The sequence below is a fragment of the Micromonospora sp. CA-244673 genome (assembly GCF_050948395.1).
Lineage (GTDB): Bacteria > Actinomycetota > Actinomycetes > Mycobacteriales > Micromonosporaceae > Micromonospora.
Window position 1 is genome coordinate 3,589,870 of record NZ_CP192019.1, and the last position, 24,309, is coordinate 3,614,178.

26 protein-coding genes are annotated in these 24,309 nt (G+C 72.8%); 13 read left to right on the forward strand and 13 right to left on the reverse strand.

Annotated elements, in window-relative coordinates; translation table 11 throughout:
* Positions 1 to 18 precede the first annotated feature (18 nt).
* Complete coding sequence (locus ACQP12_RS16685; protein WP_433289041.1) at positions 19 to 1,119, forward strand: DNA glycosylase AlkZ-like family protein; 1,101 nt, start codon at positions 19 to 21, stop codon at positions 1,117 to 1,119.
* Between the two features lie 29 nt (positions 1,120 to 1,148).
* Here ACQP12_RS16685 and ACQP12_RS16690 read toward each other — a convergent pair whose 3' ends face one another.
* From ACQP12_RS16690 to ACQP12_RS16725, 8 genes are all read right to left on the reverse strand, one after another.
* Positions 1,149 to 2,021, reverse strand: a complete 873-nt coding sequence (locus tag ACQP12_RS16690; RefSeq protein WP_433289044.1) for a class I SAM-dependent methyltransferase — start codon at positions 2,019 to 2,021, stop codon at positions 1,149 to 1,151.
* A gap of 113 nt (positions 2,022 to 2,134) precedes the next feature.
* Positions 2,135 to 3,538, reverse strand: a complete 1,404-nt coding sequence (sthA, locus tag ACQP12_RS16695; protein ID WP_357950974.1) for a Si-specific NAD(P)(+) transhydrogenase — start codon at positions 3,536 to 3,538, stop codon at positions 2,135 to 2,137.
* A gap of 5 nt (positions 3,539 to 3,543) precedes the next feature.
* The gene (locus tag ACQP12_RS16700; protein ID WP_433279940.1) at positions 3,544 to 4,017 is read right to left on the reverse strand and encodes an MmcQ/YjbR family DNA-binding protein; all 474 of its coding nucleotides are present in this window, start codon (positions 4,015 to 4,017) and stop codon (positions 3,544 to 3,546) included.
* 319 nt (positions 4,018 to 4,336) lie between these two features.
* The gene (locus ACQP12_RS16705; RefSeq protein WP_433279942.1) at positions 4,337 to 5,557 is read right to left on the reverse strand and encodes an RNA polymerase sigma factor; all 1,221 of its coding nucleotides are present in this window, start codon (positions 5,555 to 5,557) and stop codon (positions 4,337 to 4,339) included.
* Positions 5,557 to 5,886: a YciI family protein gene (locus ACQP12_RS16710; RefSeq protein WP_433279944.1), complete on the reverse strand. Its 330-nt coding sequence runs from the start codon at positions 5,884 to 5,886 to the stop codon at positions 5,557 to 5,559. The genes ACQP12_RS16705 and ACQP12_RS16710 overlap by 1 nt, the downstream gene beginning before the upstream one ends.
* Positions 5,887 to 6,021: 135 nt before the next feature.
* Entirely contained in the window at positions 6,022 to 6,636 is a 615-nt protein-coding gene (locus ACQP12_RS16715; RefSeq protein ID WP_433279946.1) for a hypothetical protein, read from the reverse strand.
* Between the two features lie 119 nt (positions 6,637 to 6,755).
* Positions 6,756 to 7,475, reverse strand: coding sequence for a hypothetical protein (locus ACQP12_RS16720; RefSeq protein ID WP_433279948.1), 720 nt, complete (start codon positions 7,473 to 7,475; stop codon positions 6,756 to 6,758).
* Entirely contained in the window at positions 7,468 to 7,968 is a 501-nt protein-coding gene (locus tag ACQP12_RS16725; RefSeq protein WP_357950958.1) for a SigE family RNA polymerase sigma factor, read from the reverse strand. Before ACQP12_RS16725 ends, ACQP12_RS16720 begins: the two co-directional genes overlap by 8 nt.
* 85 nt (positions 7,969 to 8,053) lie before the next feature.
* On the opposite strand from ACQP12_RS16725, the gene ACQP12_RS16730 reads away from it, so the two are divergent.
* The 3 genes from ACQP12_RS16730 (at position 8,054) to ACQP12_RS16740 (ending at position 11,828) form a co-directional block, all read left to right on the forward strand.
* Complete coding sequence (locus ACQP12_RS16730) at positions 8,054 to 8,215, forward strand: hypothetical protein (RefSeq protein ID WP_433279950.1); 162 nt, start codon at positions 8,054 to 8,056, stop codon at positions 8,213 to 8,215.
* Entirely contained in the window at positions 8,203 to 11,376 is a 3,174-nt protein-coding gene (locus ACQP12_RS16735; protein ID WP_433279952.1) for a S8 family peptidase, read from the forward strand. Before ACQP12_RS16730 ends, ACQP12_RS16735 begins: the two co-directional genes overlap by 13 nt.
* Before the next feature lie 128 nt (positions 11,377 to 11,504).
* Complete coding sequence (locus ACQP12_RS16740) at positions 11,505 to 11,828, forward strand: nuclear transport factor 2 family protein (RefSeq protein ID WP_433279954.1); 324 nt, start codon at positions 11,505 to 11,507, stop codon at positions 11,826 to 11,828.
* Positions 11,829 to 11,866: 38 nt separating this feature from the next.
* Here ACQP12_RS16740 and ACQP12_RS16745 read toward each other — a convergent pair whose 3' ends face one another.
* Positions 11,867 to 12,337 (reverse strand): nitroreductase/quinone reductase family protein, encoded by a 471-nt coding sequence (locus ACQP12_RS16745; RefSeq protein WP_433279956.1) that lies wholly within the window; start codon positions 12,335 to 12,337, stop codon positions 11,867 to 11,869.
* 366 nt (positions 12,338 to 12,703) lie between these two features.
* On the opposite strand from ACQP12_RS16745, the gene tnpA reads away from it, so the two are divergent.
* From tnpA to ACQP12_RS16760, 3 genes are all read left to right on the forward strand, one after another.
* Entirely contained in the window at positions 12,704 to 13,102 is a 399-nt protein-coding gene (gene tnpA, locus ACQP12_RS16750; RefSeq protein ID WP_433279958.1) for an IS200/IS605 family transposase, read from the forward strand.
* Positions 13,103 to 14,320, forward strand: a complete 1,218-nt coding sequence (locus ACQP12_RS16755; protein WP_433279960.1) for an RNA-guided endonuclease InsQ/TnpB family protein — start codon at positions 13,103 to 13,105, stop codon at positions 14,318 to 14,320.
* 153 nt (positions 14,321 to 14,473) lie between these two features.
* Positions 14,474 to 14,866 (forward strand): hypothetical protein, encoded by a 393-nt coding sequence (locus ACQP12_RS16760; protein WP_433279962.1) that lies wholly within the window; start codon positions 14,474 to 14,476, stop codon positions 14,864 to 14,866.
* Positions 14,867 to 14,944: 78 nt separating this feature from the next.
* On the opposite strand, the gene ACQP12_RS16765 is transcribed toward ACQP12_RS16760, so the two are convergent.
* The gene (locus tag ACQP12_RS16765; protein WP_433279964.1) at positions 14,945 to 15,442 is read right to left on the reverse strand and encodes a hypothetical protein; all 498 of its coding nucleotides are present in this window, start codon (positions 15,440 to 15,442) and stop codon (positions 14,945 to 14,947) included.
* A 293-nt stretch (positions 15,443 to 15,735) separates the two neighbouring features.
* Between ACQP12_RS16765 and ACQP12_RS16770 the strand changes: the two genes are divergently transcribed.
* From ACQP12_RS16770 to ACQP12_RS16790, 5 genes are all read left to right on the forward strand, one after another.
* Positions 15,736 to 16,311 carry a formylglycine-generating enzyme family protein gene (locus ACQP12_RS16770; RefSeq protein ID WP_433289297.1) on the forward strand — a complete coding sequence of 192 codons (576 nt, stop codon included), beginning with the start codon at positions 15,736 to 15,738 and terminating at the stop codon, positions 16,309 to 16,311.
* Positions 16,304 to 16,657 carry a YidH family protein gene (locus tag ACQP12_RS16775; protein ID WP_433279965.1) on the forward strand — a complete coding sequence of 118 codons (354 nt, stop codon included), beginning with the start codon at positions 16,304 to 16,306 and terminating at the stop codon, positions 16,655 to 16,657. The genes ACQP12_RS16770 and ACQP12_RS16775 overlap by 8 nt, the downstream gene beginning before the upstream one ends.
* Positions 16,654 to 16,908, forward strand: coding sequence for a DUF202 domain-containing protein (locus ACQP12_RS16780; protein WP_433279967.1), 255 nt, complete (start codon positions 16,654 to 16,656; stop codon positions 16,906 to 16,908). Before ACQP12_RS16775 ends, ACQP12_RS16780 begins: the two co-directional genes overlap by 4 nt.
* Before the next feature lie 70 nt (positions 16,909 to 16,978).
* On the forward strand, positions 16,979 to 17,422 hold the full coding sequence (locus ACQP12_RS16785; RefSeq protein ID WP_357950943.1) for an OsmC family protein: 444 nt from the start codon (positions 16,979 to 16,981) through the stop codon (positions 17,420 to 17,422).
* Positions 17,423 to 17,555: 133 nt separating this feature from the next.
* Positions 17,556 to 19,898 carry a hypothetical protein gene (locus tag ACQP12_RS16790; protein ID WP_433279969.1) on the forward strand — a complete coding sequence of 781 codons (2,343 nt, stop codon included), beginning with the start codon at positions 17,556 to 17,558 and terminating at the stop codon, positions 19,896 to 19,898.
* Between the two features lie 42 nt (positions 19,899 to 19,940).
* Here the strand turns inward: ACQP12_RS16790 and ACQP12_RS16795 are convergent, their stop codons facing one another.
* From ACQP12_RS16795 to ACQP12_RS16805, 3 genes are all read right to left on the reverse strand, one after another.
* Positions 19,941 to 21,221 carry a D-alanyl-D-alanine carboxypeptidase family protein gene (locus ACQP12_RS16795; RefSeq protein ID WP_433279971.1) on the reverse strand — a complete coding sequence of 427 codons (1,281 nt, stop codon included), beginning with the start codon at positions 21,219 to 21,221 and terminating at the stop codon, positions 19,941 to 19,943.
* Positions 21,222 to 21,316: 95 nt separating this feature from the next.
* Positions 21,317 to 21,979: a response regulator gene (locus ACQP12_RS16800; RefSeq protein ID WP_433279973.1), complete on the reverse strand. Its 663-nt coding sequence runs from the start codon at positions 21,977 to 21,979 to the stop codon at positions 21,317 to 21,319.
* Positions 21,980 to 22,039: 60 nt separating this feature from the next.
* On the reverse strand, positions 22,040 to 23,170 hold the full coding sequence (locus ACQP12_RS16805; RefSeq protein WP_433279975.1) for a sensor histidine kinase: 1,131 nt from the start codon (positions 23,168 to 23,170) through the stop codon (positions 22,040 to 22,042).
* A gap of 143 nt (positions 23,171 to 23,313) precedes the next feature.
* Between ACQP12_RS16805 and ACQP12_RS16810 the strand changes: the two genes are divergently transcribed.
* Positions 23,314 to 24,303: a carboxymuconolactone decarboxylase family protein gene (locus ACQP12_RS16810; protein ID WP_433279977.1), complete on the forward strand. Its 990-nt coding sequence runs from the start codon at positions 23,314 to 23,316 to the stop codon at positions 24,301 to 24,303.
* The last annotated feature ends 6 nt before the right edge of the window (positions 24,304 to 24,309 follow it).

The window sequence follows — 24,309 nt, forward strand, 5'->3', positions numbered from 1 at the left end:
GCCTCCTAGTCTCGGCTGGTGACCGTGCACGAGTTGTCCCGCGGCGACGCCCGCCGCCTCGCGGTGCGCGCCCAGCTCCTGGACGCCCATCGCCCGAGCGGGATGTTCGACGTCGTCCGGCGGTTGACGCTGCTGCAGAACGATCCGACGTCCGCCGTCGTGCCCAGCGCCGACCTGGTCCTGTGGAGCCGTCTCGGCTCCTCGTACTCCCCGGCGCACCTGCGCGACGCCCTCGACGAGCAGACCCTGCTGGAGCTGCACGGCCTGATCCGCCCGCCGGAGGACCTCGCGCTGTACCGGGCGGAGATGGCCGAGTGGCCGGGCCGTCCGCCGCTGCGCGACTGGCAGGAGGGCCTGCGGGACTGGGTGGACGCCAACCGGGGGTGCCGGCTGGACATCCTCGCGAGGCTCCGCGCCGACGGGCCGCTGCCGGCGCGCGAGCTGCCGGACACCTGCGTGGTCCCCTGGCGCTCCTCCGGCTGGACCAACGACCGCAACGTCCGGAAGATGATCGACTTCCTCGTCCAGCGGGGCGAGGTCGCGGCCGCCGGCCGGCGCGGCGCCGACCGGCTGTGGGACCTCGCCGAACGGGTCTACCCCGACGAGGTGGTGCCCTACGAGGAGGCGCAACGGACCCGTGACGAGCGGCGGCTGCGCGCGCTGGGCATCGCGCGCCCCCGCGCTCCCGAGAGCCCGGGCGAGCCGAACGACGTCCGGGTGGCGGGCGAGCCCGCGGTGGTCAAGGGTGTGAAGGGCCAGTGGCGGGTCGACCCCGAGCTGCTGGACCGGGAGTTCACCGGCCGCGCCGCGTTGCTGTCCCCGCTGGACCGGCTCGTCTACGACCGCCGCCGGATGACCGAGCTGTTCGAGTACGACTACCAGCTGGAGATGTACAAGCCGGCCGCGAAACGCCGCTGGGGCTACTGGGCGCTGCCCATCCTGTACGGGGACCGGCTGGTCGGCAAGCTCGACGCCACCGCCGACCGGAGGGCCGGTGTGTTCCGGGTGGACGCGATCCACCGGGACGTGCCGTTCACCAGGGCGATGACGAGCGCCGTGCGGCACGAGATCGAGGAGCTGGCGGACTGGCTGCGGCTGACCCTGGCCCTCCCGTCCTGAACGCCGCGCCCGCGGCGACGCGCCGCGGGTCAGGCCCGGTCGGCAACCGTCACCTGGCTGTGGCGGAGCGACCTGGCGCGGGGGACCGGCAGGCCCAGCGCCCGCGCCGTGTCGAGCAGGTTCGCCGCCCGGGTGACGTGGAAGCCGTGCCGGGTGAGCAGCGCGGCCATGGCGGCGGGCGTCCAGGTGGAGCGCCACGGCTCGTTCGCCCAGACGCTCGCCCGGCCGGTGGAGGCCGTCAGCAGCCGGGCGACGACCCGGCCCAGCGTGGTGGAGACGGCGGGGCTCTGGAAGTTGACCACCAGGCGACTGCCCGGCGCGGAGCAGGCGGCGAGCTCGGCGACCGTGCCGGCCACCGCCGCCTTCGTCAGGTACGGCACGACGCCCTCCCAGAGCCAGGTCGTGGCGACGTCGGCCCGGTGCCCGTGAGCCGCCAGCGTCTCGGCCAGCCGGTCACGGCCGAAGTGCACCGGGACGAACCTGGGCGGGTCGCCGGGCAGGTCCACGGCCCGGTCGCGCTTGTCCTGCTGGCTGGCCGGCTGGTCGACCTCGAAGACCGTCACCCCGGCGAGTTCCGGCATCCGCCAGGCGCGGCCGTCCAGCCCCGCGCCGAGGATCACCAGCTGCGGAGACGGGTGGGCGCGGATCGCGTCGTCGATGGCGATCGTCCGGAGCGCCATCAGCTCGGCGGAGGCGCGTACGGTCTCGTAGTCGAGCCGCTGCTGCCACGTCCGGGGTGGGACACCGTCGCGGACCCACTGGACGGCCTCCCGCTCGTCGGGGCGCAGCAGCGGCAGGGCGGTCGGATCCGCGAAGCGGCCGGGTGCGATGAGCCCGTCCGCGGCAGCGCGACCCTGGCACACCAGCACCGCCGTGCGGCTCGCCCGCGGCGTTCTCGACATCGGGTCCTTCTCTCGGCGGGGACGTCGGCTCCGCGGCCGACGTTAACGCCGGCCACGGTCCGACGCCGCTGACATTTGTCACGGGGGAGGGGCCGCCCGTCGCCGCGGATCCGTCAGCCGTCGATGCGGGTGATGTTGCGGATCTTGTTGGCGGCGTCCAGGGCCGCCACCTTGTACGCCTCGGCCAGCGTCGGGTAGTTGAACACCGCGTCGACCAGGTAGTCGACGGTGCCCCCACAGCCCATCACCGCCTGCCCGACGTGGACGATCTCGGTGGCCCCGGTCCCGAACACGTGCACGCCGAGCAGCCGCCCGTCGTCCGGCGAGACGAGCAGCTTCAACATGCCGTACGAGTCGCCCACGATCTGGCCGCGGGCCAGCTCGCGGTAGCGGGCGATGCCCACCTCGAACGGGGTCGAGCTGTCGGTCAGCTCCTCCTCGGTCCGCCCCACGAAGCTGATCTCCGGGATCGTGTAGATGCCGATCGGCTGCAGCTCGGGCATGGCGCGGACCGGCTCGCCGCAGGCGTGCTGCGCGGCCAGCCGGCCCTGCTCCATCGAGGTGGACGCGAGCGCCGGGAAGCCGATCACGTCGCCGACCGCGTAGATGTTGTCGACCGCCGTGCGGTAGGTCGCGTCGACCTGGATGCGGCCCCGGTGGTCCGCCGCCAGGCCGGCCGCCTCCAGCGCCAGGTCGTCGGTCTGGCCCTGGCGGCCGGCCGAGTACATGACCGTGTCGGCGACGATCTTCTTGCCGCTCTTCAGGACGCACAGCGCGGCGGTCTGGTGCTTTTCCACCGCGGCGACCTCCTCGCCGAAGCGGAACGTCACGGACAGGTCCCGCAGGTGGTACTTGAGCGACTCGACGATTTCCTCGTCGCAGAAGTCGAGCATCCGGTCGCGGCGTTCCACCACGGTCACCTTGGTGCCGAGCGCCGCGAACAGGGACGCGTACTCCATGCCGATCACGCCGGCGCCGACCACGACCATGCTGCGGGGTACGGCCTGGAGGTTGATGACCCCGTCGGAGTCCACGATGGTCCGGTCGTCGAAGTCGACGCTGTCCGGGCGGGCCGGCCGGGTGCCGGCGGCGATGACGATCTTGTCGAAGGTGACCCGGGACTCCCGGCCGGAGCCGCCGTCGACCCAGACCGCGTGCGCGTCGGCGAACCGGCCGGTGCCGGTGATCATCGCGACCCGGTTGCGGGCCAGCTGGTTGCGGATGACGTCCGTCTGCCGGCTGATCACGTGCTGGGTCCGGGCGGCCAGGTCGCTGACCGTGATCTCCTCCTTGACCCGGTAGCTGCTGCCGTAGAGGTCACGCTGGCTCAGGCCGGTGAGGTAGAGGACGGCCTCGCGCAGCGTCTTCGACGGGACGGTGCCGGTGTTGATGCACACCCCACCGATCATGTCGCGGCGGTCCACGATGCCGACCCGCCGGCCGAGTTTGGCCGCGGCGATCGCGGCCTTCTGACCGCTCGGCCCGGAGCCCAGCACCAGCAGGTCGTAGTCGTACACGATCCTCAGCCTGGCAGCATGTCCCGGCGCGCGCCAGAGGCGCCCGCCGGCTGTCCCGGGCCCGACGGCGCGGCGGGCCGGTCGACCAGCGCGGCCAGCTTCTTCGGGGCCAGCACGCAGTAGCTCTCGGTGAGCAGCTCGCCCACCTCGGCCCAGTCGATGCCGTCGTCGAGCAGCATGCCGACGACGTCGGCGCCCCAGTCGGGCTTGAAGAAGGGGTGCCCGCCGGCGAGCAGCCCGGCGATCTCGTCGCCGGGGGAGCGGAACGTGAGCACGCAGATCGGCTCGTCGCTGGCGGCGGCCCGGGCGTAGGCGGCCTGGTGGTCGGGGTCGACGGTGAGCACGTGGGCGAAGGTCCGCTTGCGGATCCGCCACCGGGTGCCCACCCACGCCGGTTCCTCGTAGGCCTCGGGCAGGCCGAGGCAGACGGGCCGGAGCCGATCGAGGATCTCGGGTGGGACGTCGCCAGGATCGGTCACGCGCGGGACGTTACGCCGCCCCTCCGACAGTCCCGCGCGGGCGGCGTACCCGAGGGGTGGCACCGGCGCGGACGGTGGGTGCCGGACACCGGGGCCGACGATCGGCGGGCTCCCGTCGAACCGGACGTCGGCCCCGGTGTCCGGCGGCACTGCGGGCCGCCCGGGTCGGAACCGCAGCCTCCGCAGGTATGACCATCGCGTGCGTGGCCGACGCTACAAAAGACATCTGCCGATGTCCATAGCTTTCATCGCGCCCGGCAAGGCTTTCCTCCGGCGGTGACGAAAGTCGCCCCTGGCATCCAACCGAGGCCGTCACCGCTCACGGGCCGGCCAGCTGGTCGCGGCGACGCACGAGGTACGCCGTCTCGGCGGTGTTGCCGGCCAGCCCGATGGCCCGGTCGTACGCCGCCCGTGACTCCGCGCTGCGGCCCAGCCGGCGCAGCAGGTCGGCGCGGGTGGCGTGGAAGGCGTGGTAGCCATTGAGCGGCAGCGCGTCCACCTCCGCCAGGCCGACCTCCGGGCCGTCGAGTTCGGCGACCGCGATCGCCCGGTTGAGCCGCACGATCGGCGAGGGGTCGATGCGGACCAGCTGGTTGTAGAGCGCGACGACCTGAGACCAGTCGGTGTCACGGGCGTCGCGGACGTCGGTGTGCACGGCGTTGATCGCGGCGAGGATCTGGTAGCGCCCCGGCGCCTGGCCGGAGGCGACGCGCGCGCGGACCAGGGCGTGGCCCTCGGCGATCAGCTCGCGGTCCCAGGCGCCGCGGTCCTGCTCGGCGAGGGTGACGAGCTCACCGCTCGCCGACACGCGGGCGGCCCGGCGGGCCTCCGTCAGGAGCATGAGGGCCAGGAGTCCGGCGACCTCGCCGTCCGCCGGCATCAGGGCACGGACCAGTCGGGTCAGCCGGATCGCCTCGGCGGTCAGGTCGCCACGGACGGCCTCCTTCCCGGGGTCCGAGGCCAGATAGCCCTCGTTGAAGATCAGGTAGAGGACGGCGAGCACCCCGGTGACCCGGGCCGGGAGGTCCTCGCGCAACGGCACGCCGTAGGGGATCCTGGCCGCCTTGATCTTCGCCTTCGCGCGGGTGATCCGCCGGCCCATGGCGGTCTCCTGGACCAGGAACGCGCGGGCGATCTCGGGCACGGTGAGCCCGCCGACCATCCGCAGGGTCAGCGCGATCCGTACCTCCATGGCGAGAGCGGGGTGGCAGCAGGTGAAGACCAGACGGAGCCGGTCGTCGTCGATGACGCCGAGCGGTTCGGGGGTGTCGAACAGCATCAGCGCCTCCCGGTGCTTGTCCTCGCGCCGGACCTCGCGCCGGATCCGGTCGATGGCCTTGCGGTGGGCGGTGGTGGTGAGCCACGCGCCGGGACTCGGAGGGACCCCGTCGACCGGCCAGCGCGCGACGGCCGTCGCGAACGCCTCGGCGGCCATCTCCTCGGCGATGTCGAGGTCGCCGAAGCGCCCGGCCAGGGTCGCGACCACGCGGGCCCACTCCTCGCGGTGGACCCGCGTGATCACCTCGTCGACGTCGGTCATCAACCCAGGAGCGGCCGGAGCTCGACCCTCCGGTTGCAGTGCCTGGATCCCAGGGCGGCGAGCCGGAGCGCCACGTCGAGGTGGGGAGCCTCGATGATCCAGAAGCCGGCGATGTGCTCCTTGGACTCCACGTAGGGCCCGTCGGTGAACACCGGCTCCCCGGCCCGGCCGTCGACGACGGTGGCCGTGCCGGGCGCCGCGAGGCCGCCGGCGAAGACCCAGTGGCCGTCGGCCTGGAGCTGCTCGTTGAAGACGTCGATCGCGGCCATCTCCTCGGCGCTGGCGAGGTCGGTCGTGTCGTCGAGCACGGAAATCAGGTACTGCGCCATCCGGGTCATCTCCTGTCGTCCCGCGGCCGCCCCCTCGGGGCGCCTCTCACCCCTGCTACGAACGCCGCCGCCCCGATCCGACACCCTCCGCCGAGAATCCTGACGCATTCCGGGTACGCCCGGCGGCGTGCGGTCTCACGCCGAGGCCGACTCTCCCGCGCCGGTCAACGGGGTGCCGTCCAGCGCCGTGTCCGTCAAGGTCATCCGCAGCCGCACGTTGATCTCGCTGCTGCTGTGGGGCCACCGGGTGAGCTGGAACAGGATGAACCCGCTGCGCTGTTGCCCGCGCACCATCTCGCCCAGCGGGCGGCTGTCGATCCCCTCGAAGAGCCAGGTGTACACGCCCTGCAGGTCGGCCTCCTGCCAGCCCTTCAGATCGGCTGCGTGCGCTCCCAGGGCAAGCTTCTCGGCCAGGTACGGCGGATCGGCGACGCTCCGGAAGTCGATGTCGAGACGCTCGAACTCGTGTCCTTCGCCGAACTGCCAGTGCGCCACGACCTGGCTGACTCCCCGCGCCACCGGTCGGGCCTCCAGGATCCACCCGTACTCGTCCAGGAACGGGGCGTGGCGCTTCAGCCACATCCGCTCGTCCGCCTGCGTCACCACCCAGGGGTGGGGAATCTCGGCGAATTCGGGCCACTCGACCTCCGGGCAGTCCCAACCACCGATCCACGACCTGACCTTCTCCCGGTTGGCGAGGAACCTCTCCCTGAGTGCGTCGACGTCCTGTCGCTGCGATCGGCCAAACATCAACCTGCCTCCTCCGCGACCTCGCTGCTGAAGGGCCCGCTCCTATGTAGAGTCTGGCAGGCTCATGGGCGCCGCTTGCGCGGCGAGGGCGTAGGTCGGTCCCACCAGCGGCCCGCCGTTCAGCCCCCACCCGACCGTTCGGTGGGGGCGGGGCCGCGGTCCTCGAACTTGTAGGTGGTGGTCAGGCCCTCGGGCAGGTCGGGGACCAGGGCGTTGGTGCCGTCGACCGTCTGGACGTAGCGCCGGCCCTGGAAGAGCGAGTAGGTCCCGTCGGGGACCTTCTCGATCGTGAAAAGCTGCGTCTGCGCGGTGGGGTCGCACCCCCGGCTCCGGACGCTGCCCGGCGCGGCGTCGTGCACGACGGTCATGCAGACCTGGCCGCCGCCGCGCGGCGCGGCCAGCATGATCCGGAACTTGTCCCCTTCGGGGTGCAGGACCCAGTGGGCCCGGTCGTCGATGCCCTGCTCGGTGGTGGCCCGCACCCGGTCGCCGTCCCGGTCGACGGCGAGCGCCGCCCCGCCCATCCCGGGTACCACGATGAGGGTCTGCCGCCGGCCGGCGAGGATCTCCTGTTCCGTCGAGGCGGTCGTCGACGGGACGACCGACGCCGGTGCCCGGTCCACCGGGCCGACACCCGCGTCCGGTGTCTCGACGTGGTCCCGCCCCTGCAGCAGGGCGGTGCCGGCGGCCACCACCAGCACGGTCAGCGCCGCTCCGGTGACGGCGGTGCGGCGCCGCCGACGGTCGCTGCGCCGGCGCAACGCCTGCGCCGGGGGCAGCGTCGTGACGCGCCGGACTCCGTCGGCGATCGCCCTGAGGTCGTCGCGAGGATCAGCCATGGTGGGTCTCCTCGTGGTGCGTCTCGGTCAGTATCTCCGCCATCGCTCTCCGGCCCCGGGCGAGGTATGACTTGACGGTGCCGACGGGCGCCTGCATCTCGGCTGCCACCTCGGCGACGCTGAGGTCGTTCAGGTGGTAGAGCACGACGGCGCGGCGCTGGTTGGCGTTCAACCGCTGCAACGCCTGCAGCAGGGCGACGTGATCCTCGCTGAGCCCGGGCACGGTCTGGTCGACCGCGGCCCGGCGGTGCGCGCGGATCCGGTTGAACGTCTTGCGCCAGCTGCTCACCGCGATCCGGGAGGCGACCCGGCGGACCCAGGCCTCCGGGCTGTCCGCCTCCCGCACGGTCCGCCAGCGCTGCCAGGCCCGCATGAAGGCCTCGGCGACGGCGTCCTCCGCCTCGCCGCGGTTGCCGGTCAGCATGTAGACGTGACCGACGATCCGTCCCGCGCAGGCCGCGTAGAGGGCGTCGAACTCCTCCGCGTCACGCATCTGACCTGCCCCCGAGCCTCGTACGGTGGTCACCGCGGCATGCAACAGGGGAGCGGCGACGGGTCGCACCGCGCGGGCTGAGATTGTGACCACCGTCACAGCCAAGGTGATCAACCCGTCGACCCGACCAGGCGTCATCGTGCCGTCCCGGGAGAGGCCCGTGGCGGAGAGGACGATGTGCGACGACGGCAACGACGCGCCCTGGCAGCCGGAGTACTCGCGACCGCGCTGGCTGTGGCGGGCCTGACGGCCCCTTCCGCGGACGCGCAGGAGAGGCCCGCGCCCACGGCTCCCGGCACGCCCGGCACCTTCACCCTGATCACCGGGGACCGGGTGTCCCTGGGCGCGGACGGCCAACCGGAGATCCACCGGGCGCCGGGGCGGGCGGGCATGCGGTTCGTCAGCAGCCGGGAAGGGGGCCACCGGTACGTCATCCCGGTGGACGCCGTGCCGCTGCTGCACGACGGTCGACTCGACCGGCGGCTGTTCGACCTCACCACGCTCGGCGAGTTCGGCTACGACGACCGGACGGCCGAACTGCCGCTGCTGGTCGCGTACCCGGAGAACGCCTCGGCGCAGGCACGGTCCGCCGCCGTCCGGGGCGCCGCGCGGGTGCGGGCGGACCTGCCCGCCGCCCACGCGCTGGCCGTGCGGGCGGACCGCGACGGCCGGGCCGAGCTGTGGTCGTCGCTCACCCGGGGGACCACGTCGGAGCGCACGCTCGCCGCCGGGGTCACCCGCGTCTGGCTGGACGGCAAGGGCCGGATCTCCCTGGACCGCAGCGTGCCGCAGATCGGCGCCCCGGCGGCCTGGCAGGCCGGCTTCGACGGCACCGGGGTGACCGTCGGCGTGCTGGACACCGGGATCGACGCCGGCCACCCCGACTTCGCCGGGCACCTCGCCGCGGTCCGGGACTTCACCGGCGGCGACAACCCCGACGACACCGTCGGCCACGGCACCCACGTGGCGTCGACCATCGTGGGCAGCGGTGCGGCCTCGGACGGCAGGTACCGCGGCGTGGCGCCCGGCGCGAAGCTTGTCGTCGGCAAGGTCTGCGCGACCAACGAGTGCCAGGACTCGGACGTCATCGCCGGCATGGAGTGGGCCGCCGCGCAGGCCCGGGTGGTCAACCTGAGCCTGGGCGACACCGACCGGCCGGGCCTCGACCCGCTGGAGACCGCGGTCCAGGACCTGAGTCACCGGTACGGCACCCTCTTCGTGGTCGCCGCCGGCAACGAGGGCAAGCCGAAGTCGGTCATGACGCCGGCCTCGGCGGACGACGCGCTCGCCGTCGCCGCCGTGGACGCCGACGACCAGCGTGCCTACTTCTCCGCGCGGGGACCCCGCGTCGGCGACAACCACATCAAGCCCGAGATCAGCGCGCCGGGCGTGGACATCGTGGCCGCCGCACCGGGCGGCGGCTACGTCGCCATGTCGGGCACGTCGATGGCGACTCCGCACGTGGCGGGCTCGGCCGCGATTCTCGCCGGACAGCACCCCGACTGGTCCGGCCCGCAGCTCAAGGCCGCCCTCATGGACTCGGCCCGACCGGCCGGCGAGGACAGCCTCTACGAGCAGGGCGCGGGCCGGCTGGACATCGGCCGCGCGGTCGCCCAGCCGATCGCCGCCGAGATCGCCGCCATCGACTTCCCGGTCCAGCGCTGGCCCCACGCCGACGACACCCCGGTCACCCAGGTCGTCGGCTACCGCAACACCGGCACCGCGCCGGTCACCCTGTCGCTGACCGTCGCCCCGGCGCCGGCCGGCATGGTCACCGTCAGCCCGGCCACCCTGGTGGTGCCGGCCGGTGGCCGCGCCCAGGCGACGATCACCGTGGACACCCGGGTGGACGCGCCCGATGGGCTCTACCAGGGCGCGCTCACCGCGACCGGCGCTCAGGACCTGCGGGTACGGACGCCGTTCGCGCTCAACCGGGAGATCGAGAGCTACGACGTCCGGCTCGACCACACCGGGCGCGACGGCCGACCGGCCACGCAGTACACCACCGTGGCGGCGAACCTGGCGACGGGCGAGTTCAGCACCCTGGACGGGCAACCGGGCGGCGGCGTCCTGCGGCTGCCCAAGGGCCGGTACGCGCTGTACAGCACCATCCACGACGGCGACGTGTCGACCCTGCTCGCGCAGCCGGTCCTCGACGTGCGCGGCCCGGTCACCGAGGCGCTCGACGCCCGCACGGCGCGGCCGGTCTCGCTGACTCTGCCCCAGCCCGACGCCGCGCCGCTCGCGATCAACGTGAGCGCGAACTGGAACGACGGCCTCCGTTACCCGGGTGCGCAGCTCAGCGGGGTGTCGTTCGACGACGTCTTCTTCGGCCGGATCGGTCCCGCCGTGGCGGCCCCCGAGTTCACCGCGACGCTGGGCGTCGGGCTCGCCCGCCCCGGCCCCGACCGGAGCTTCCGGAACAGCCCCTACACCTACGACCTGGCGTACGTTCGGCAGGGCGACATGTTCACCGGCCTCACGAGGAAGCTGTCCCCGAAGAACCTCGCCACCGTCAAGGCGACCTACCGCAGCCAGTCCACCGCCGCGACCGCCGTGCGCTACCACCGCGCGGCGTCGCCCGGCGGCGCGGGGCCGATCGGTTCGAGCACGCCGGTCGACCTGCCGTTCCACGCCACCGAGTACTACAACACCGACGGCGGCATCGTCTGGACGTCCACGTTCGTCGAGGGCGACAACCTCACCACGCAGGAGTCCACCTTCGAGGCGGGCCGGACGTACACCCAGACCTGGAACGCCGCGCCCTTCGGGCCCACCGTGGGCCGCGCGCCGGCCCTGGCGCCGCTGGCGTACGCGGGCCGCGACGGCGACACCATCTCGGTCGCGTCGCCGCCCCTGTTCGGCGACGCGACCGGCCGCCCGGCCAGCCGCGACGACCTGCCGATCCACCTGCGGCTGTCCCGCAACGGGACGGAGATCGCCACCGCCGACAGCCCGTACGCGGACTTCGCGGTGCCTCCCGGCAGGGCCACCTACCGCCTGGAGGCGACCGTCACCCGCGGCGCGCCGGACACCCTGTCGACGTCGGTCTCGGTGGCCTGGACCTTCACCTCGGGGCACACGGTGAAGCCGGAGCGGCTGCCCCTGACGACGGCCCGGCCCATGCCCGCCCTCGACGACACCAACACGGCACGGGCCGGCACGACGATGACCCTGCCCGTGGCGCTGGACCGGCAGGCGGGCTCCACGGCCGCGCCCGGCCGGATCCTCGACGTCTCGGTCTCGTTCGACGACGGCAGGACGTGGGTCGCCGTGCCGGTGCACCGGGGTGCCGCCCTCATCAGGCACCCGCGGCGGCCCGGTTTCGTCTCGCTGCGCCTGACCGCCGCCGACAGTGCCGGCAACACGGTGACCCAGACGATCGAGCGGGCCTACCGGATCGCCTGAGGCTCACCTCGGGGTCCGGGGCGGCGGCCGTGAAGGCGCCGCCCCGGACCGTGCCTCCGCCGATCAGCCGCATCCCCGAGCGTCCCCGTGAGCGCCGTCCGAGGCCCACCTGGCGTACGGTGACCGCCATGACGGAGGCATCGGCCAGAGCCCATGTCGCGCGCTTCAACACGGCGGTCACCAGCGGTGACTGGGCGCCGTTCGTCGACGCCCTGCATCCCGACGCGGTCATGACGTTCGTCGGGCGGGCCGTCGGATCACAGCGGGGACGCGACGCCATCGCGATCGCCTACGCCGAACACCCGCCCGACGACACCATCCGGGTCAGCGGCATCCGCTCCGACGGCGACCGCGACGTCGTCACCTTCACCTGGTCGCGCGGCGGCACCGGCACAATGACGCTCCGCTACCGCGGCGGCCAGGTCGCCGAGCTGATCGTCCAGTTCGACTGACCTCCGCCGGCATCGGGGGTTGTCGAGCTCAGCGACCCCTACCCGGCGGGGCGGGGTTCCAGGACCACCCCCGCGGTCTCGGACGACCGTAGCGCCGCGTGAGCGTCGAGGTTGGCCTCGATCTCGCGCCAGCGGGCCCACAGCCGCGACCGCTCGTCGCCCGTCGCGGTGCGCCCGCGGACGAGCCGCCGTCCGCCGACCAGGTCGACAGCCGTGTCCGGATGCGCCTGCAGGTTGAGCCACCAGGCGGGCTCCCCCTCAACCCAGCCGTTCATCGCCAGCGTGAACAGACTGGGCCCGTCCTCCAGGTACGCGACGATGACGCTGCGCTGCTGACCGGTGCGGCGCCCGGTCGTGGACAGCCGCAGGGTGCCCCAACGGTCGGCGCGGGGCCGCCAGAGGACCCGTCCCCGGAAGGCCCGATACAGACCTCGGTGCACCGACCGGGCCAGCCGGATGAACCAGCGCGGCGGAAGCTTCGGCTTCCCTGCCCGAATATCGACCGACATGACGACCTCCAACGCCGACAAGGGCGATGGTACGAACAGGATGCCGCCGCGGTACCGGGCGGACCGGCGGTGCCGGGTGGCCGGTCGTCCACCGCGCCCGTCTGCCGTCTGCCGTCAGCCGATCACCGGGCGGCTGACGACGCTGTCGGTGCGGCCGTTCAGCTCCCGGTCCAGGGTCTCCTGTGCGTCGCGCTCGCCTCGGCGTACCGCGGTTCGGCGAGCCGCCGCATCCCCACCTCGGGTGCGACGTCCTCGATCGCTGTGTTGATCGAAGTGCGTAGCGCGCAGACCCCCCGGCTTTGGCCGTGGGGCTAGCGTGTCGATTTCGGACGGACAGTAGATAGCACGAGGTTGTATGTGGCGCGGGTGTCGGTTGCCCTGCGGTCGAACAGCAACGTCGTGTTCCAGTGCGCTTTCCACGTTGTGTGGTGCCCGAAGTACCGACGCCGGGTGCTCGGCGGCCGGATCGAGGAGCGGTTGGAGCAGCTCATCGGTGAGGTGGTGGAGGAGAAGGGGGCGTGGCTGGTGGCGTTGGAGGTCAGACCCGATCAGGTGCACTTGCTTGTCGAGGTGGACCCGCGGTTCGGTGTCCACAAGCTCGTCAAGGCGGTCAAGGCACGGACGTCTCGGGTGCTGCGTGAGGAGTTTCCGTCGCTGCGTTCCCGGTTGCCGACTTTATGGACGAATTCGTACTTCGTGGCGACCGCCGGTGACGCGCCGCTGGCAGCGGTGAAGGAGTATGTCGAGCAGCAGAAGGGCCGCTGAATGCTGACCGGCCGCCGCTATCTGCTCGCTTTCACCGACGAGCAGGCCGCCTACGCCGGACAGGTCGGCGCGGTGTGTCGGGCGGTGTGGAACACGGCGTTGGAGCAGCGCCGTGAGTACCGCCGCCGCGGCGCGTTCATTGGCTACAACGAGCAGGCCGGGCAGATGGCCGAGGCGAAGAAGGACCCGGACTGCGCGTGGCTGGCCGACGCGCCGTCGCACACGTTGCAGCAAACCCTGCGGGACCTGGACCGGGCGTGCAAGACGCATGGCACGTGGAGGGTGCGCTGGCGGTCCAAGGCCCGCACGGCCCCGTCGTTTCGGTTTCCCGACCCCAAGCACATTGCGGTGCGGCGGCTGAACCGCAGGTGGGGTGAGGTGCGCCTGCCGAAGTTCGGGCCGGTCAGGTTTCGGTGGACCAGGCCGTTGGGTGGCGCGATCCGCAACGCCACCGTCTGCCGTGACGGCGGACGCTGGTACATCTCGTTCTGCGTCGAGGACGGCGTTGCCGAGGCGGCGGCGAACGGTAAGCCGCCGGTCGGGGTGGACCGGGGTGTCACCGTGGCGGTGGCCACCTCTGACGGGGGGCTGGACGACCGGGAGTTCGTCACCGCGGGCGAGGCGGCCCGGCTCAAGCGGTTGCAGCAGCGCCTATCGCGGTCGCTGCGGGTCCATGGCCGCAACCGCGGATCGAAACGTCGCGACGCTACCCGCGCGCAACTCGGCCGGCTCAACGCCCGTATCCGGGCCCGCAGAGCTGACTTCGCCGCGCAGACCGCCGTGCGCCTGGTCCGCGAGCACGGCATGGTCGCTGTCGAGGGCCTGCGGATCAAGAACATGACGGCCAGCGCGAAGGGCACCGTTGAGCAGCCCGGCCGTAACGTCCGCCAGAAGGCTGGCCTGAACCGGGCCATCCTCGCCAAAGGGTGGGGCGGATTCCTGCTCAAGCTGGAACACGCCGCCCGCTACTACGGGGCAAAGATCGAGAAGGTCAACCCGGCGTACACGTCGCAGACCTGCAACGCCTGCAAGCATGTCGCCTCGGAGTCCCGCGAGAGCCAAGCGGTCTTCCGGTGCGTCGCCTGCGGGCATCAGGACCACGCCGACGTAAACGCGGCCAAGAACATCCTCGCCGCCGGGCTGGCGGTAACAGGGCGTGGAGACCTAGCCGCAGGGCTGTCTGTGAAACGCCAACCACCCGAACGGCTCGCGGCGTGAACGCGCCTCAGCCACGGGAATCCCCGCCCTTCAGGCGCGGGGAGGAAGTCAACCACCAGATGTTGCCGAATCGGCGCCGGACGGCTCGACTTCGCGGGGCCCACCTGCAACCTGCCGGACACCGCCCTGTTCGCGCCGAACTCCTGGACGAAGATGCATCTGGGCTGGACCACACCGGCCGTGGTGGAGGCCGACGGCTTCTACGACATCCGGCGGGCCGACACCACGGGGGACTCCTTCATCCTGTACGACCCCGACGACGGCACCAACGACTACTTCATGGTGGAGAACCGCGAACTGACGCCGGGCACCTACGACCAGGGCGCGAGTGACGCCGGGCTCGTCATCTGGCGCGTCAACGACAACTCCTTGGGCGTCGCCAACGGCCTGCGGCCGATCGAGCCGATGCTGCCCGACGGCACGACCACCTCCACGAACAACTACGGCGGGTCGAGCCGGGACGCCTGGGATCCCTCCGACCCCAACACTCCGCAGCGGACCATGGCACGGGAGTGGGCCGACGAAGCGATGACGGCCAGTCGTTGATCGAGGCTGTCGGCTACGTCCACGCCACCCGTGTCCTCGGACGGCTCGGGTTCGTCGCCGGCCACGAGGGCACGAAGCTCAATCTGCGATGAGCGGAAGCTCGACCGGATCCGCCGCGGCGCCGGCCGGCGCGGAGTGCTGCGGCGCGGGACGGGCCGGCAGTCGCGAGTGCCTGTGGTTGCGCACGGCGACTTCGCAGGTGACAAGGCGGACCGGCGCGGGCGGTACGGCGAACGGTCCCGGCCCCCAGCGCACCCAGAGCGCGACCCGGCCGGCGGCGGCCTCGGCGAGCAGCTTCTGCACCGTGCGCCGGCGGTCCGTGCGGTCCACCTCGATCACGACGGGATGAGCGGCGGGACGAGCGAAGGCGACGTCCACGACCGAGTGCCGGTTCTGGTACGGGGCGGGAAGCGGGACGACACTCGTGGCGCGCCGGTACACCCGAAAGCCCTGGGCCGCACCCCACGCGGCGACCGCGTCGACAAGCAGCGCGGTGACCTCGTCGGTCGACCGGTCCGCGAAGGTCAGTGCGTCCAGGTGCGCCGCGAGCGAGGTGGCGAGCGCGTCGTCGTTCACCGTTCACTCCGATTGCCGCGCGGGACGACCAGCCCGGACCTTGGGTGACGAGGATCGCCTGCGCCCGGTCCCGGAGGCTCAGCTTACCCAGCAGCCGGCCGGTGTGGGTCTTCACGGTCTCGTCGCCTGATCACGAGCCGCTCGGCGATCTCGGGGTTGGGCAGGCCCTCGGCGAGCAGGCACGGCACATCGCCGTGGGGACACCGAGCGGGACGGGATCGTCACAGGTCTCGGTCGGGTCACGGCTGTTCAACACGTGTTGCGTCGATGAACACGCGCCGTGGTGGCTCCCGGTGGAGGCGGCGTCGTGGCGCGCGCCGGAGGGACCGGGCTCGGACGTGACCAGGCGGGCGAACCACCCCGTGGTGCACGTGTCGTGGAACGACGCGACCGCCTACGCCGCGTGGGCCGGCAAGCGCCTGCCCACCGAGGCCGAATGGGAGAAGGCCGCACGCGGCGGCCTCGACCAGGCCCGCTTCCCGTGGGGCGACGAGTTCACCCCGCGTGGCCAGCACCGCTGCAACACCTGGCAGGGCGACTTCCCGCGACGGAACACCGGCGACGACGGCCACATCGGCACCGCGCCGGTGAACGCGTTCCGCCCCAACGGTCACGGCCTCTTCAACACCAGCGGGAACGTCTGGGAATGGTGCGCCGACTGGTTCAGCACCGACTGGCATGCCGAGTCCTCGCCGGCGACCCGGATGGACCCGGCGGGCCCGCCGGCCGGCACGACGCGGGTCATGCGTGGCGGCTCCTACCTGTGTCACGAGTCCTACTGCAACCGTTACCGGGTCTCGGCCCGTACGTCGTCCACGCCGGACAGCACCACCGGTCACGCCGGCTTCCGGTGCGCCATCGATGCCTGAGCCCGTCTGGATGCGCGAGGGCACCGAACCCGACTACCGCTTCTCCCTCGCCAACGAACGCACGTTCCTCGCCTGGATCCGCACCGCGCTGGCCCTGCTGGCCAGCGCGGTCGTGGTGATCCAGTTCCTGCCGGCGTCGGCGCTGACCGGCACCCGCAGCGGCCTCGCCGCGGTGCTCGCGGTGGCCGGCACGCTGCTTCCGGTCGCCGCCTACCGCCGTTGGGCCCGCACCCAACGCGCCATGCGCCTCGGCCAGGGCATCCCGTTCACCCCGCTGCTGGTCCTGGTCGCCGCCGCGCTGGGCGTGCTCGGCACCGGCGTGCTCGTCGTCGCCGTCGTGTCGTGAGGGATCCCGGCCTGCAACGGGAACGGACGGCAATGGCGTGGACGCGTACCGCCGCGGTCGCCCTCGTCAGCGCCCTGCTGCTCGTCCGTCTCGGCCTGCACACCGGCTCCGGGTCGCTGTTCGTGGCCGCCGGGTCGGCCACGGCGCTTTCTGCGGTCCTCGCGCTGCGTCGCGACCGTCTGCTCGCCGTCGCCGGCCTCGCGACCGCCACCGGCGCCCTGACCCTGGCGGGCCTCCTGCTCGCGGCGTAGCGAACGCGGGATAACCGAGCGGCGCACCGTTGCCGCTGTGCGGGGGAGAGGCGCCGGGTAGCTTTCTGTCATGAGTGAGGACACCTTCCGCTCGGTGGAGATCGAGCGCACCAGCATGGGGAAGTACGTCGCCCGGAATGTCCGCGGCGGGTCGATGTCGATGGGCACCGGTGAGGACGGGGACTTCACGCCGGTGGAGCTGCTGCTGGCCGCCATCGGCGGCTGCACCGCGATCGACGTCGACCACATCACCAGCCGCCGCGCCGAGCCGACCCGGTTCACCGTCGACGTCACGGGTGACAAGATCCGGGACGAGGCCGGCGGAAACCGGATGCGGAACCTCAAGGTCGAGTTCACGGTGACGTTCCCGGCGGGCGCCGACGGCGACAAGGCGCGCGAGGCCCTGCCCCGATCGCTGCAGCAGTCGCACGACCGGCTCTGCACCGTCTCCCGTACCGTCGAAAGTGGGACGCCGGTCACGACCGTCCAGGCTGCCCCGTCCGTCGAGGACTGAGGTTTCCTCAGGTCACGGGCGCCGAAGGCGCCCGCCCGGAATCCGGCGCCCGCTGGCCGAACGGCGCATTGTTGCTGCCCTCGCAGGGGCGTAGAGATGGTGGGAGAGTCGTCACCAGCATCCAGAGGCGATCATGATGCGCAGAGCCGGCACCCTCCTCGTGGTCCTCGTCGTCGCCCTGGGCCTCGCCACGCCGGCCCTCGCCGTGCCGTATCCCTCCCCGCCGCACGACTTCTCCCACCCCGGCACCACGCATGTGAGCCGGCCGCTGTTCAGTCACGCGGGTGGTCAGGCCGACCGCGCCCTCCTCGTGATCTACATCCGCTGGGACGACGTCGACTACCCGAACGACTTCGACGCGACGACGGTCGCCCGGCGCTACTTCGGCACCGGCTTCCCCAGCACCACCTTCCCGAGCGTCGGCGACTACTTCCGGCGGTTGTCGTTCAACGACCTGTTCGTCTTCCCGGCCTCCGAATACCAGGGGACCGCACAGGACGGCGTCGTGCAGGTGCGCTATCCCGGGACGAAGGCGCAGTTCTTCGCCACGTCGATCGTGCAGCGCAACAAGACGTTGCTCGAGCTCGCCGACCCCTTCTTCGACTACTCGACCTACGACGTCGACGGAAACGGCCGGCTCGACAACCAGGAAATCATCGTCAACATGCTCGAGGCCGAACCCAGCCTCCCGCTGGGTCAGGGATGCGGGCTGAACAGCGGCGTCGCCCCCGTCACGCTGGACGGCACCAACCTCAACGCCCTGCAGGTGCCGTTGGTCAACACCGCGACCAACCTGATCACGATCATCCACGAGAACGGCCACGCCCTGACCGACATGGCCGACCTCTACGGCTTCGGCGCCGGACGGCTCGACTTCGCGGGGCCGACCTGCAACCTGCCGGACACCGCCCTGTTCGCGCCGAACTCCTGGACGAAGATGCATCTGGGCTGGACCACACCGGTCGTGGTGGAGGCCGACGGCTTCTACGACATCCGGCGGGCCGACACCACGGGGGACTCCTTCATCCTGTACGACCCCGACGACGGCACGAACGACTACTTCATGGTGGAGAACCGCGAACTGACGCCGGGCACCTACGACCAGGGCGCGAGTGACGCCGGGCTCGTCATCTGGCGCGTCAACGACAACTCCTTGGGCGTCGCCAACGGCCTGCGGCCGATCGAGCCGATGCTGCCCGACGGCACGACCACCCCCACGAACAACTACGGCGGGTCGAGCCGGGACGCCTGGGATCCCTCCGACCCCAACACTCCGCAGCGGACCATGGCACGGGAGTGGGCCGACGGCACCCCGTCCGGTGTGGCGGTCCGTGCGATCGGGGCCAAGGACGAGACGGTCCGGGCGTACTTCGACGTGCCGGGACCCGGCATTCTCGTCGACACCTACCCGCTGGACCAGGCGGGCCCGGTCCGCGCCGTCGCGGGGAGCAGCCACACCGTCGACGTCCCCGTCATGAACACCGCCGAGTCCGGCTGCGACACGTTCTTCTTCGAGCCCGTGAACCTGCCGCCCGGCTGGACGATGACCAGGGGCGCCCGGATCCTCTGCGCCGGCGAGACCGCCCTCGCCCGGACGACCGTCACGCCGAACGCCGACGCGGCCGTCGGGACGTACGACATCGCGATCCGAGGCTGGAGCCAGACCAACCCCGCCGTCGCGACGACCTCCCCGCTGACGGTCGACGTCGCGCTCAGGAACACCCGGCTCGACCTCGCCGGGCTGCTGCCGCTGGCGCCGGCCGGCTCGACGCCCACCCTCTCCGCCCGGCTCGCCCCCGAGGACGACTCCGGGGCCGGTGTCGCGGGAGCCACCGTGACGTTCACGCTTCGCCACGAGGGTGTCGTGGCGTTCACCGCCACCGCCACGACCGACGCGAACGGCGCGGCGACGGTGACCACTCCGCCGGATCTGCCCGCCGGCACGTACCAGCTCACGATCGAGACCCGGCGCTCCGGGCAGTTCGCGCCCACGGCATCGACGGTTCCGTTCGTCATCCGCGCGCCCGCCCACCTGCTCCAGGACGTCGCCGACCAGCTCACCGCCATGCTTCCGACCGCCACGCCGGCCGTACGGTCCGCCCTGCTCTCGGCACGTGACGAACTCATCGGCAACCACGGCGGCGCGGCCCGCAACGGAGCCCTGGACGCGTTGCTGGCCGGGAACCCGGCCGCCGCCGTCACCAAGCTCGGCCACGCGACGTCGTACCTGCTCATCGCGCAGTCGCGCGGCGCGTCGCCGAGCGCGCAACTGCAGCAGGTCGGGCTCACCGGCGAATCGATCGCCAGGACCGAGCTGGCGAGGGCGCAGGCGGCAAGCCCGCAGGCGACCAGGGAGCTCGCGACGATCGCCGGCCTGATCGCCGCCGGTCGCAGCCGGCTGCAGGCGGCGCACTACGACGAGGCGCTGGCGAGCTTCAAGCAGGCGGTCGCCAAGGCGGCGAGCCTGCTGCGGTGACCGGGGCGCGCCGGCCGCCGGCCGGCGCGCCGCACCACCCGGTCAGCGGTGCCGACGGATGCGGTCCCAGGTGCCGGGGGGTTCGAGCCGTACGCCCGACCGCAGTGGGGTCGTGACGGGCCTGCCGCCGCCGGCGGCGGCGCTGACCCGGCCGTGTGCGGCGCCGGCGGGCAGCTCGGCCGGCACGGCTGGGATGTCGGTGGCCAGCTTGACGCGGAGGCCCGGCCAGCCGACCACGGAGAGGTCCTTCGCGGCGGTCAGCGTGGTCTCGGCGCCGAATGGCCCCCGTACCGTGGCGACCGGGTCGCCGGCCCGGACGGCCGGGTGCAGCCCGATGGCGGAGGTGGCGCTGCGGATCAGCGAGCGGGTCACCCGGAAGACCCGCTCCAACTGGACCGGGGTGTCCACGCCGGGCTGCCCGAGGACGGCGCCGACCACGGTGATCTTCCGGCCGCCCACGGTGAGGACGAACGCGAAGGACAGGCACCCGCCGGCCTCGTCGGTGGACCCGGTCTTGATCCCCACCACGCCGTTGCGGCCGACGAGCGAGTTGTAGTTCTTGACCTCGCCGGCGACGGGCAGGGTGGCCTTCTTCTGGGCCACGATCTCCGCGAACGCGGGCAGCGCCATCGCCTTGCGGGCAATGATCACCTGGTCGACGGCGGTGCTGACGGTCTGCGGGCTGAGCCCGGACGGGTCGGTGTAGCGGGTGTCCCGCATGCCGAGTTCGGCGGCCGTGTCGTTCATCTTGTCGACGAACGCGTCGATGCTGCCGGCGTCCCAGGCGGCGAGGATCCGCGCCATGTTGTTCGCCGACGGCAACAGCACCGCCTGGAGGGCCTGGCGTTCGGTGAAGACCGCGCCCGCGGCGACCCGGATGAGGGACTCGCCGCGCGCGAGCTCGCTCGGGTAGGCGGCCGCCTGCGCCGCGCTGACCGTCAGCTTGGGCCCATGCTCGCCCCGGTCGAGGGGGTGCTCGGTCAGGATGACGTAGGCCGTCATCACCTTGGCCACGCTTCCGATGGGCATCGGCTCGCTGCCGCCCGAGGTGCCCATGGATCCGACGCCCTCCACGAAGAGGGCGGCCTGCCCGGAACGCGGCCACGGCACCGTCGGTGCCTTGCCGGGGATGACCGTCGACGCGGCCAGCGTCCGGGTGACGGTCGGCGCGGGCAGCGGGTGGCGCAGCGGTTCGACCGCCACCAGCACGGCGGCGATCAGGAGCAGGGTCGTCAGGACGCTGATCAGCACCGGGAGGCGCCGCCGGCGGCGAGGCGGCGGCGGGACCGGTGGGATCACCTGGGTCGTCGCAGAGTCGAGCATGCTGATTTCTCCCCGTGTGGTACTCCGCGTGGCTCGGCAGCCGGCGGCGTGGTGATCTCGGTATCACCACTGCCGTCACCTGGTCAAGGCGGCTGTCACCGGCGGCGCGGCGTGATCAACCCCGACTCGTACGCCCACACGACCAGTTGGGCGCGGTCGCGGCAGTGCAGTTTCGTCATCGCCCGGTTCACGTGTGTCTTGGCGGTCAGCGGGCTGATCACCATACCCTCGGCGATCTCGTCGTTGCTCAGCCCCCGGGCGACCAGCTCGACGATCTCCTGCTCGCGGGCGGTCAGCACGTCGCGGCCGGCCGCCGGGTCGGCCGGTCGGGGGCCGGCCACGAACTCGCTGATGAGCGCGCGCGTGACCGCCGGGGCGAGCAGCGCGTCGCCGCGCGCCACGACGCCGATGGCCTGCAGCAGGTCGGCGGGGTCGGCGTCCTTGAGGAGGAACCCGCTGGCGCCCGCGCGGAGAGCGGCGAACACGTAGGAGTCGAGCCCGTAGTTGGTGAGGATGAGGACGCGGACCGCGGCCAGGTCGGGATCGGCGGCGAGGCGCCGGGTGGCTTCGATGCCGTCGAGCCCCGGCATCTGCACGTCCATCAGCACGACGTCCGGCCGCAGGCGTCGCGACAGCTGGACGGCAGAGGCGCCGTCGACGGCCTCGCCGACGACCTCCAGGCCCTCCTCGGCGTCGAGCAACGCCCGGAACCCGGCCCGCATCAGGGCCTGGTCGTCAACCAGCAGAACCCGGATCATGCCGGCTCCTCCCTCCCGTCGGAGCGGACCGAGCCGGCCGGACCTCGCGCACGCGCCCGGTCATGCCGGGCCGCCGAGCGGGAAGGTCGCCCGGACCGCGAACCCGCCGCCGTCGCGGGCGGCGGCCTGCAGGGTGCCGCCCAGCCCGGTGACCCGCTCCCGCATGCCGCGCAGGCCCACACCCGGTGTCACCGGGCGGACCGGCGACGCCTGACCGTCGTCGGTCACCGAGACGGTCAGCTGTGCCGGGGCGTACTCGACGTGGATCTCGGCGGTGGCGGGGCCGGCGTGGCGGGCCACGTTGGTCAGGGCCTCCTGGACGACGCGATAGCCGGCCTGATCGACCTCGGCGGGCAGGTCCCCGGGCTGACCGGTCACGGTCAGCCGCACCGGTACGCCGGCCGCACTGGTCCGCTCGGCGAGTTCGCCCACCCGGTCCAGCCCGACACGGTCCCCGTCGGAGGGCGCGCGCAGGACGTCCAGGGTCGCCCGCAGCTCCCGCATGGCGGCGCTGCTGGCCTCCTGGATCGCCAGCAGCGTGGCCGACGGTTCCTCGCCGTGCTTGCGGGCCAGGTGCACGGCGATCCCGGTCTGCACCTTGATGACGGAGATGTTGTGGGTCAGCGAGTCGTGCAGATCGCGGGCGATGCGCAGGCGCTCCTCCCCGGCGCGGCGCAACGCCATCTCCTCGCGGGTGCGTTCCGCCTCGAACGCCCGCTGCTCGACCTGTTCCAGGTACGCCCGGCGCTGCCGCGCGACGAGCCCGGCGACGTTGGCCGCGACGAACCAGCCCAGCAGCAGGGCCGTCCGCTCGACGATCAGCTGGCCGGGCCGGCCGGCGGGCGCGACCGAGACGTCGCGGGCCAGGAAACCGCCGAGGAACACGAGACTGGCCAGGGCGGCGGCCGATCGGTGCCCCCGCCAGGCGGCGACGTAGACGACGCCGAGGACGGGAAACGCGGCGGACACCCCGGAATGGACCCGGACGTGGACGGCCAGCATGGCGGCGGTCACCACGCCCAACGCCACCACGGGGTGCCGCCGGCACACCGCCAGGGCCGCCGCCATGGCCAGCACCAGGGCGACGTCGAGCACCCCGACCGGTGCGGCGTCCGGCGCGAGCGCGGCGTTGCCGAGCAGGAGGGCACCGAGGAAGAGGCCGCTGAGGGCGTACGGCAGGTCGCGGCGCATGGTCGAACTGTAGAACGGCAGTCCTCGGGGAGCATCCCGCGTCCGTGGTAGATGGGGCGTACCGCGGAGGTGGTATCGGCGGCCGGGCAAGTGCCTGCGACGGCACGACGCTTTCCCGGCCGTCCGCGGCAAGCATCGAACCCATGACATACCGCTTCTTCACCCCCGCGAAAGCGTCGGCTGCCACGGGACTCACCGCGGAGGTCTACCGGCAGCTGCGGGACGAGTTCCTCGGGCCGGTGCCCACCTTCCAGGCGCTGTCGGCCGTACCGGAGGTGATGGCCGCGACCTGGGCGCTCATGCGCGAGGCCCTGCTCGCCGGCGACGCGTCCCGGGTCGAGCGTGAGCTCGTGGCGTCGTCGGTGTCCCGGGCCAACCGCTGCCGGTTCTGCGTCGACGCGCACGTGATGCTGCTGCACGCGCTCGGCGAGCACGCGCTGGCCGAGGTCATCGCGCAGGGCGGGACGCCACCGGAGCCGAGGCACGCCGAACTCGCCCGCTGGGCCGAGGCCAGCCGCAGCCCCGCGGCCGCCGACTGGACCGGCCGGTACCGCCCGGAGTTCACCGGCACCCTGCTCGCCTTCCACTTCATCAACCGGGTCGTGTCCGCGCTGCTCGACCCCGATCTGCTGCCCGGCGGCCTGCAGCGCTCCCCGATGGTGCGCTCGGTCGGGGGCCGGCTCTACGCCAGGACGGCCCGCGGCGCGAAGGAACCCGGCCGGAGCCTCCCGTTCGTCGACGCCGGCACGACGGCGCCACCGGCCTGGGCCGGGGACAGCCCGGTCGGCGTGGCGTACGCGGCGCTGCGCGACGCCGCCCTGCGCGGCGGGGATCTGCTGGGCGACGTGGCCCGCCAGACCGTCGCGGCGACCGTGCGCTGGGAGGACGGAAGGTTCCCGGACCGGCCCGCGGACTGGGCCGTCGACCTGGTCCGGGACGTGCCCGGGACGGACCGCGTCGGGACGCGGATCGCGCTGCTGGCGGCGTTCGCGCCCGGCTCGATCAGCCCGGGCGACGTCGCCCTCTGGCGGCTGTCCCATCCGGGCGACGCCGACCTCGTGCGGCTGGTCGCGTACGGCGCGATGACGGCCACCGATCACGTCGCCCGGGCACTGACCTCGGCTCGTCTCTAGGGGGAA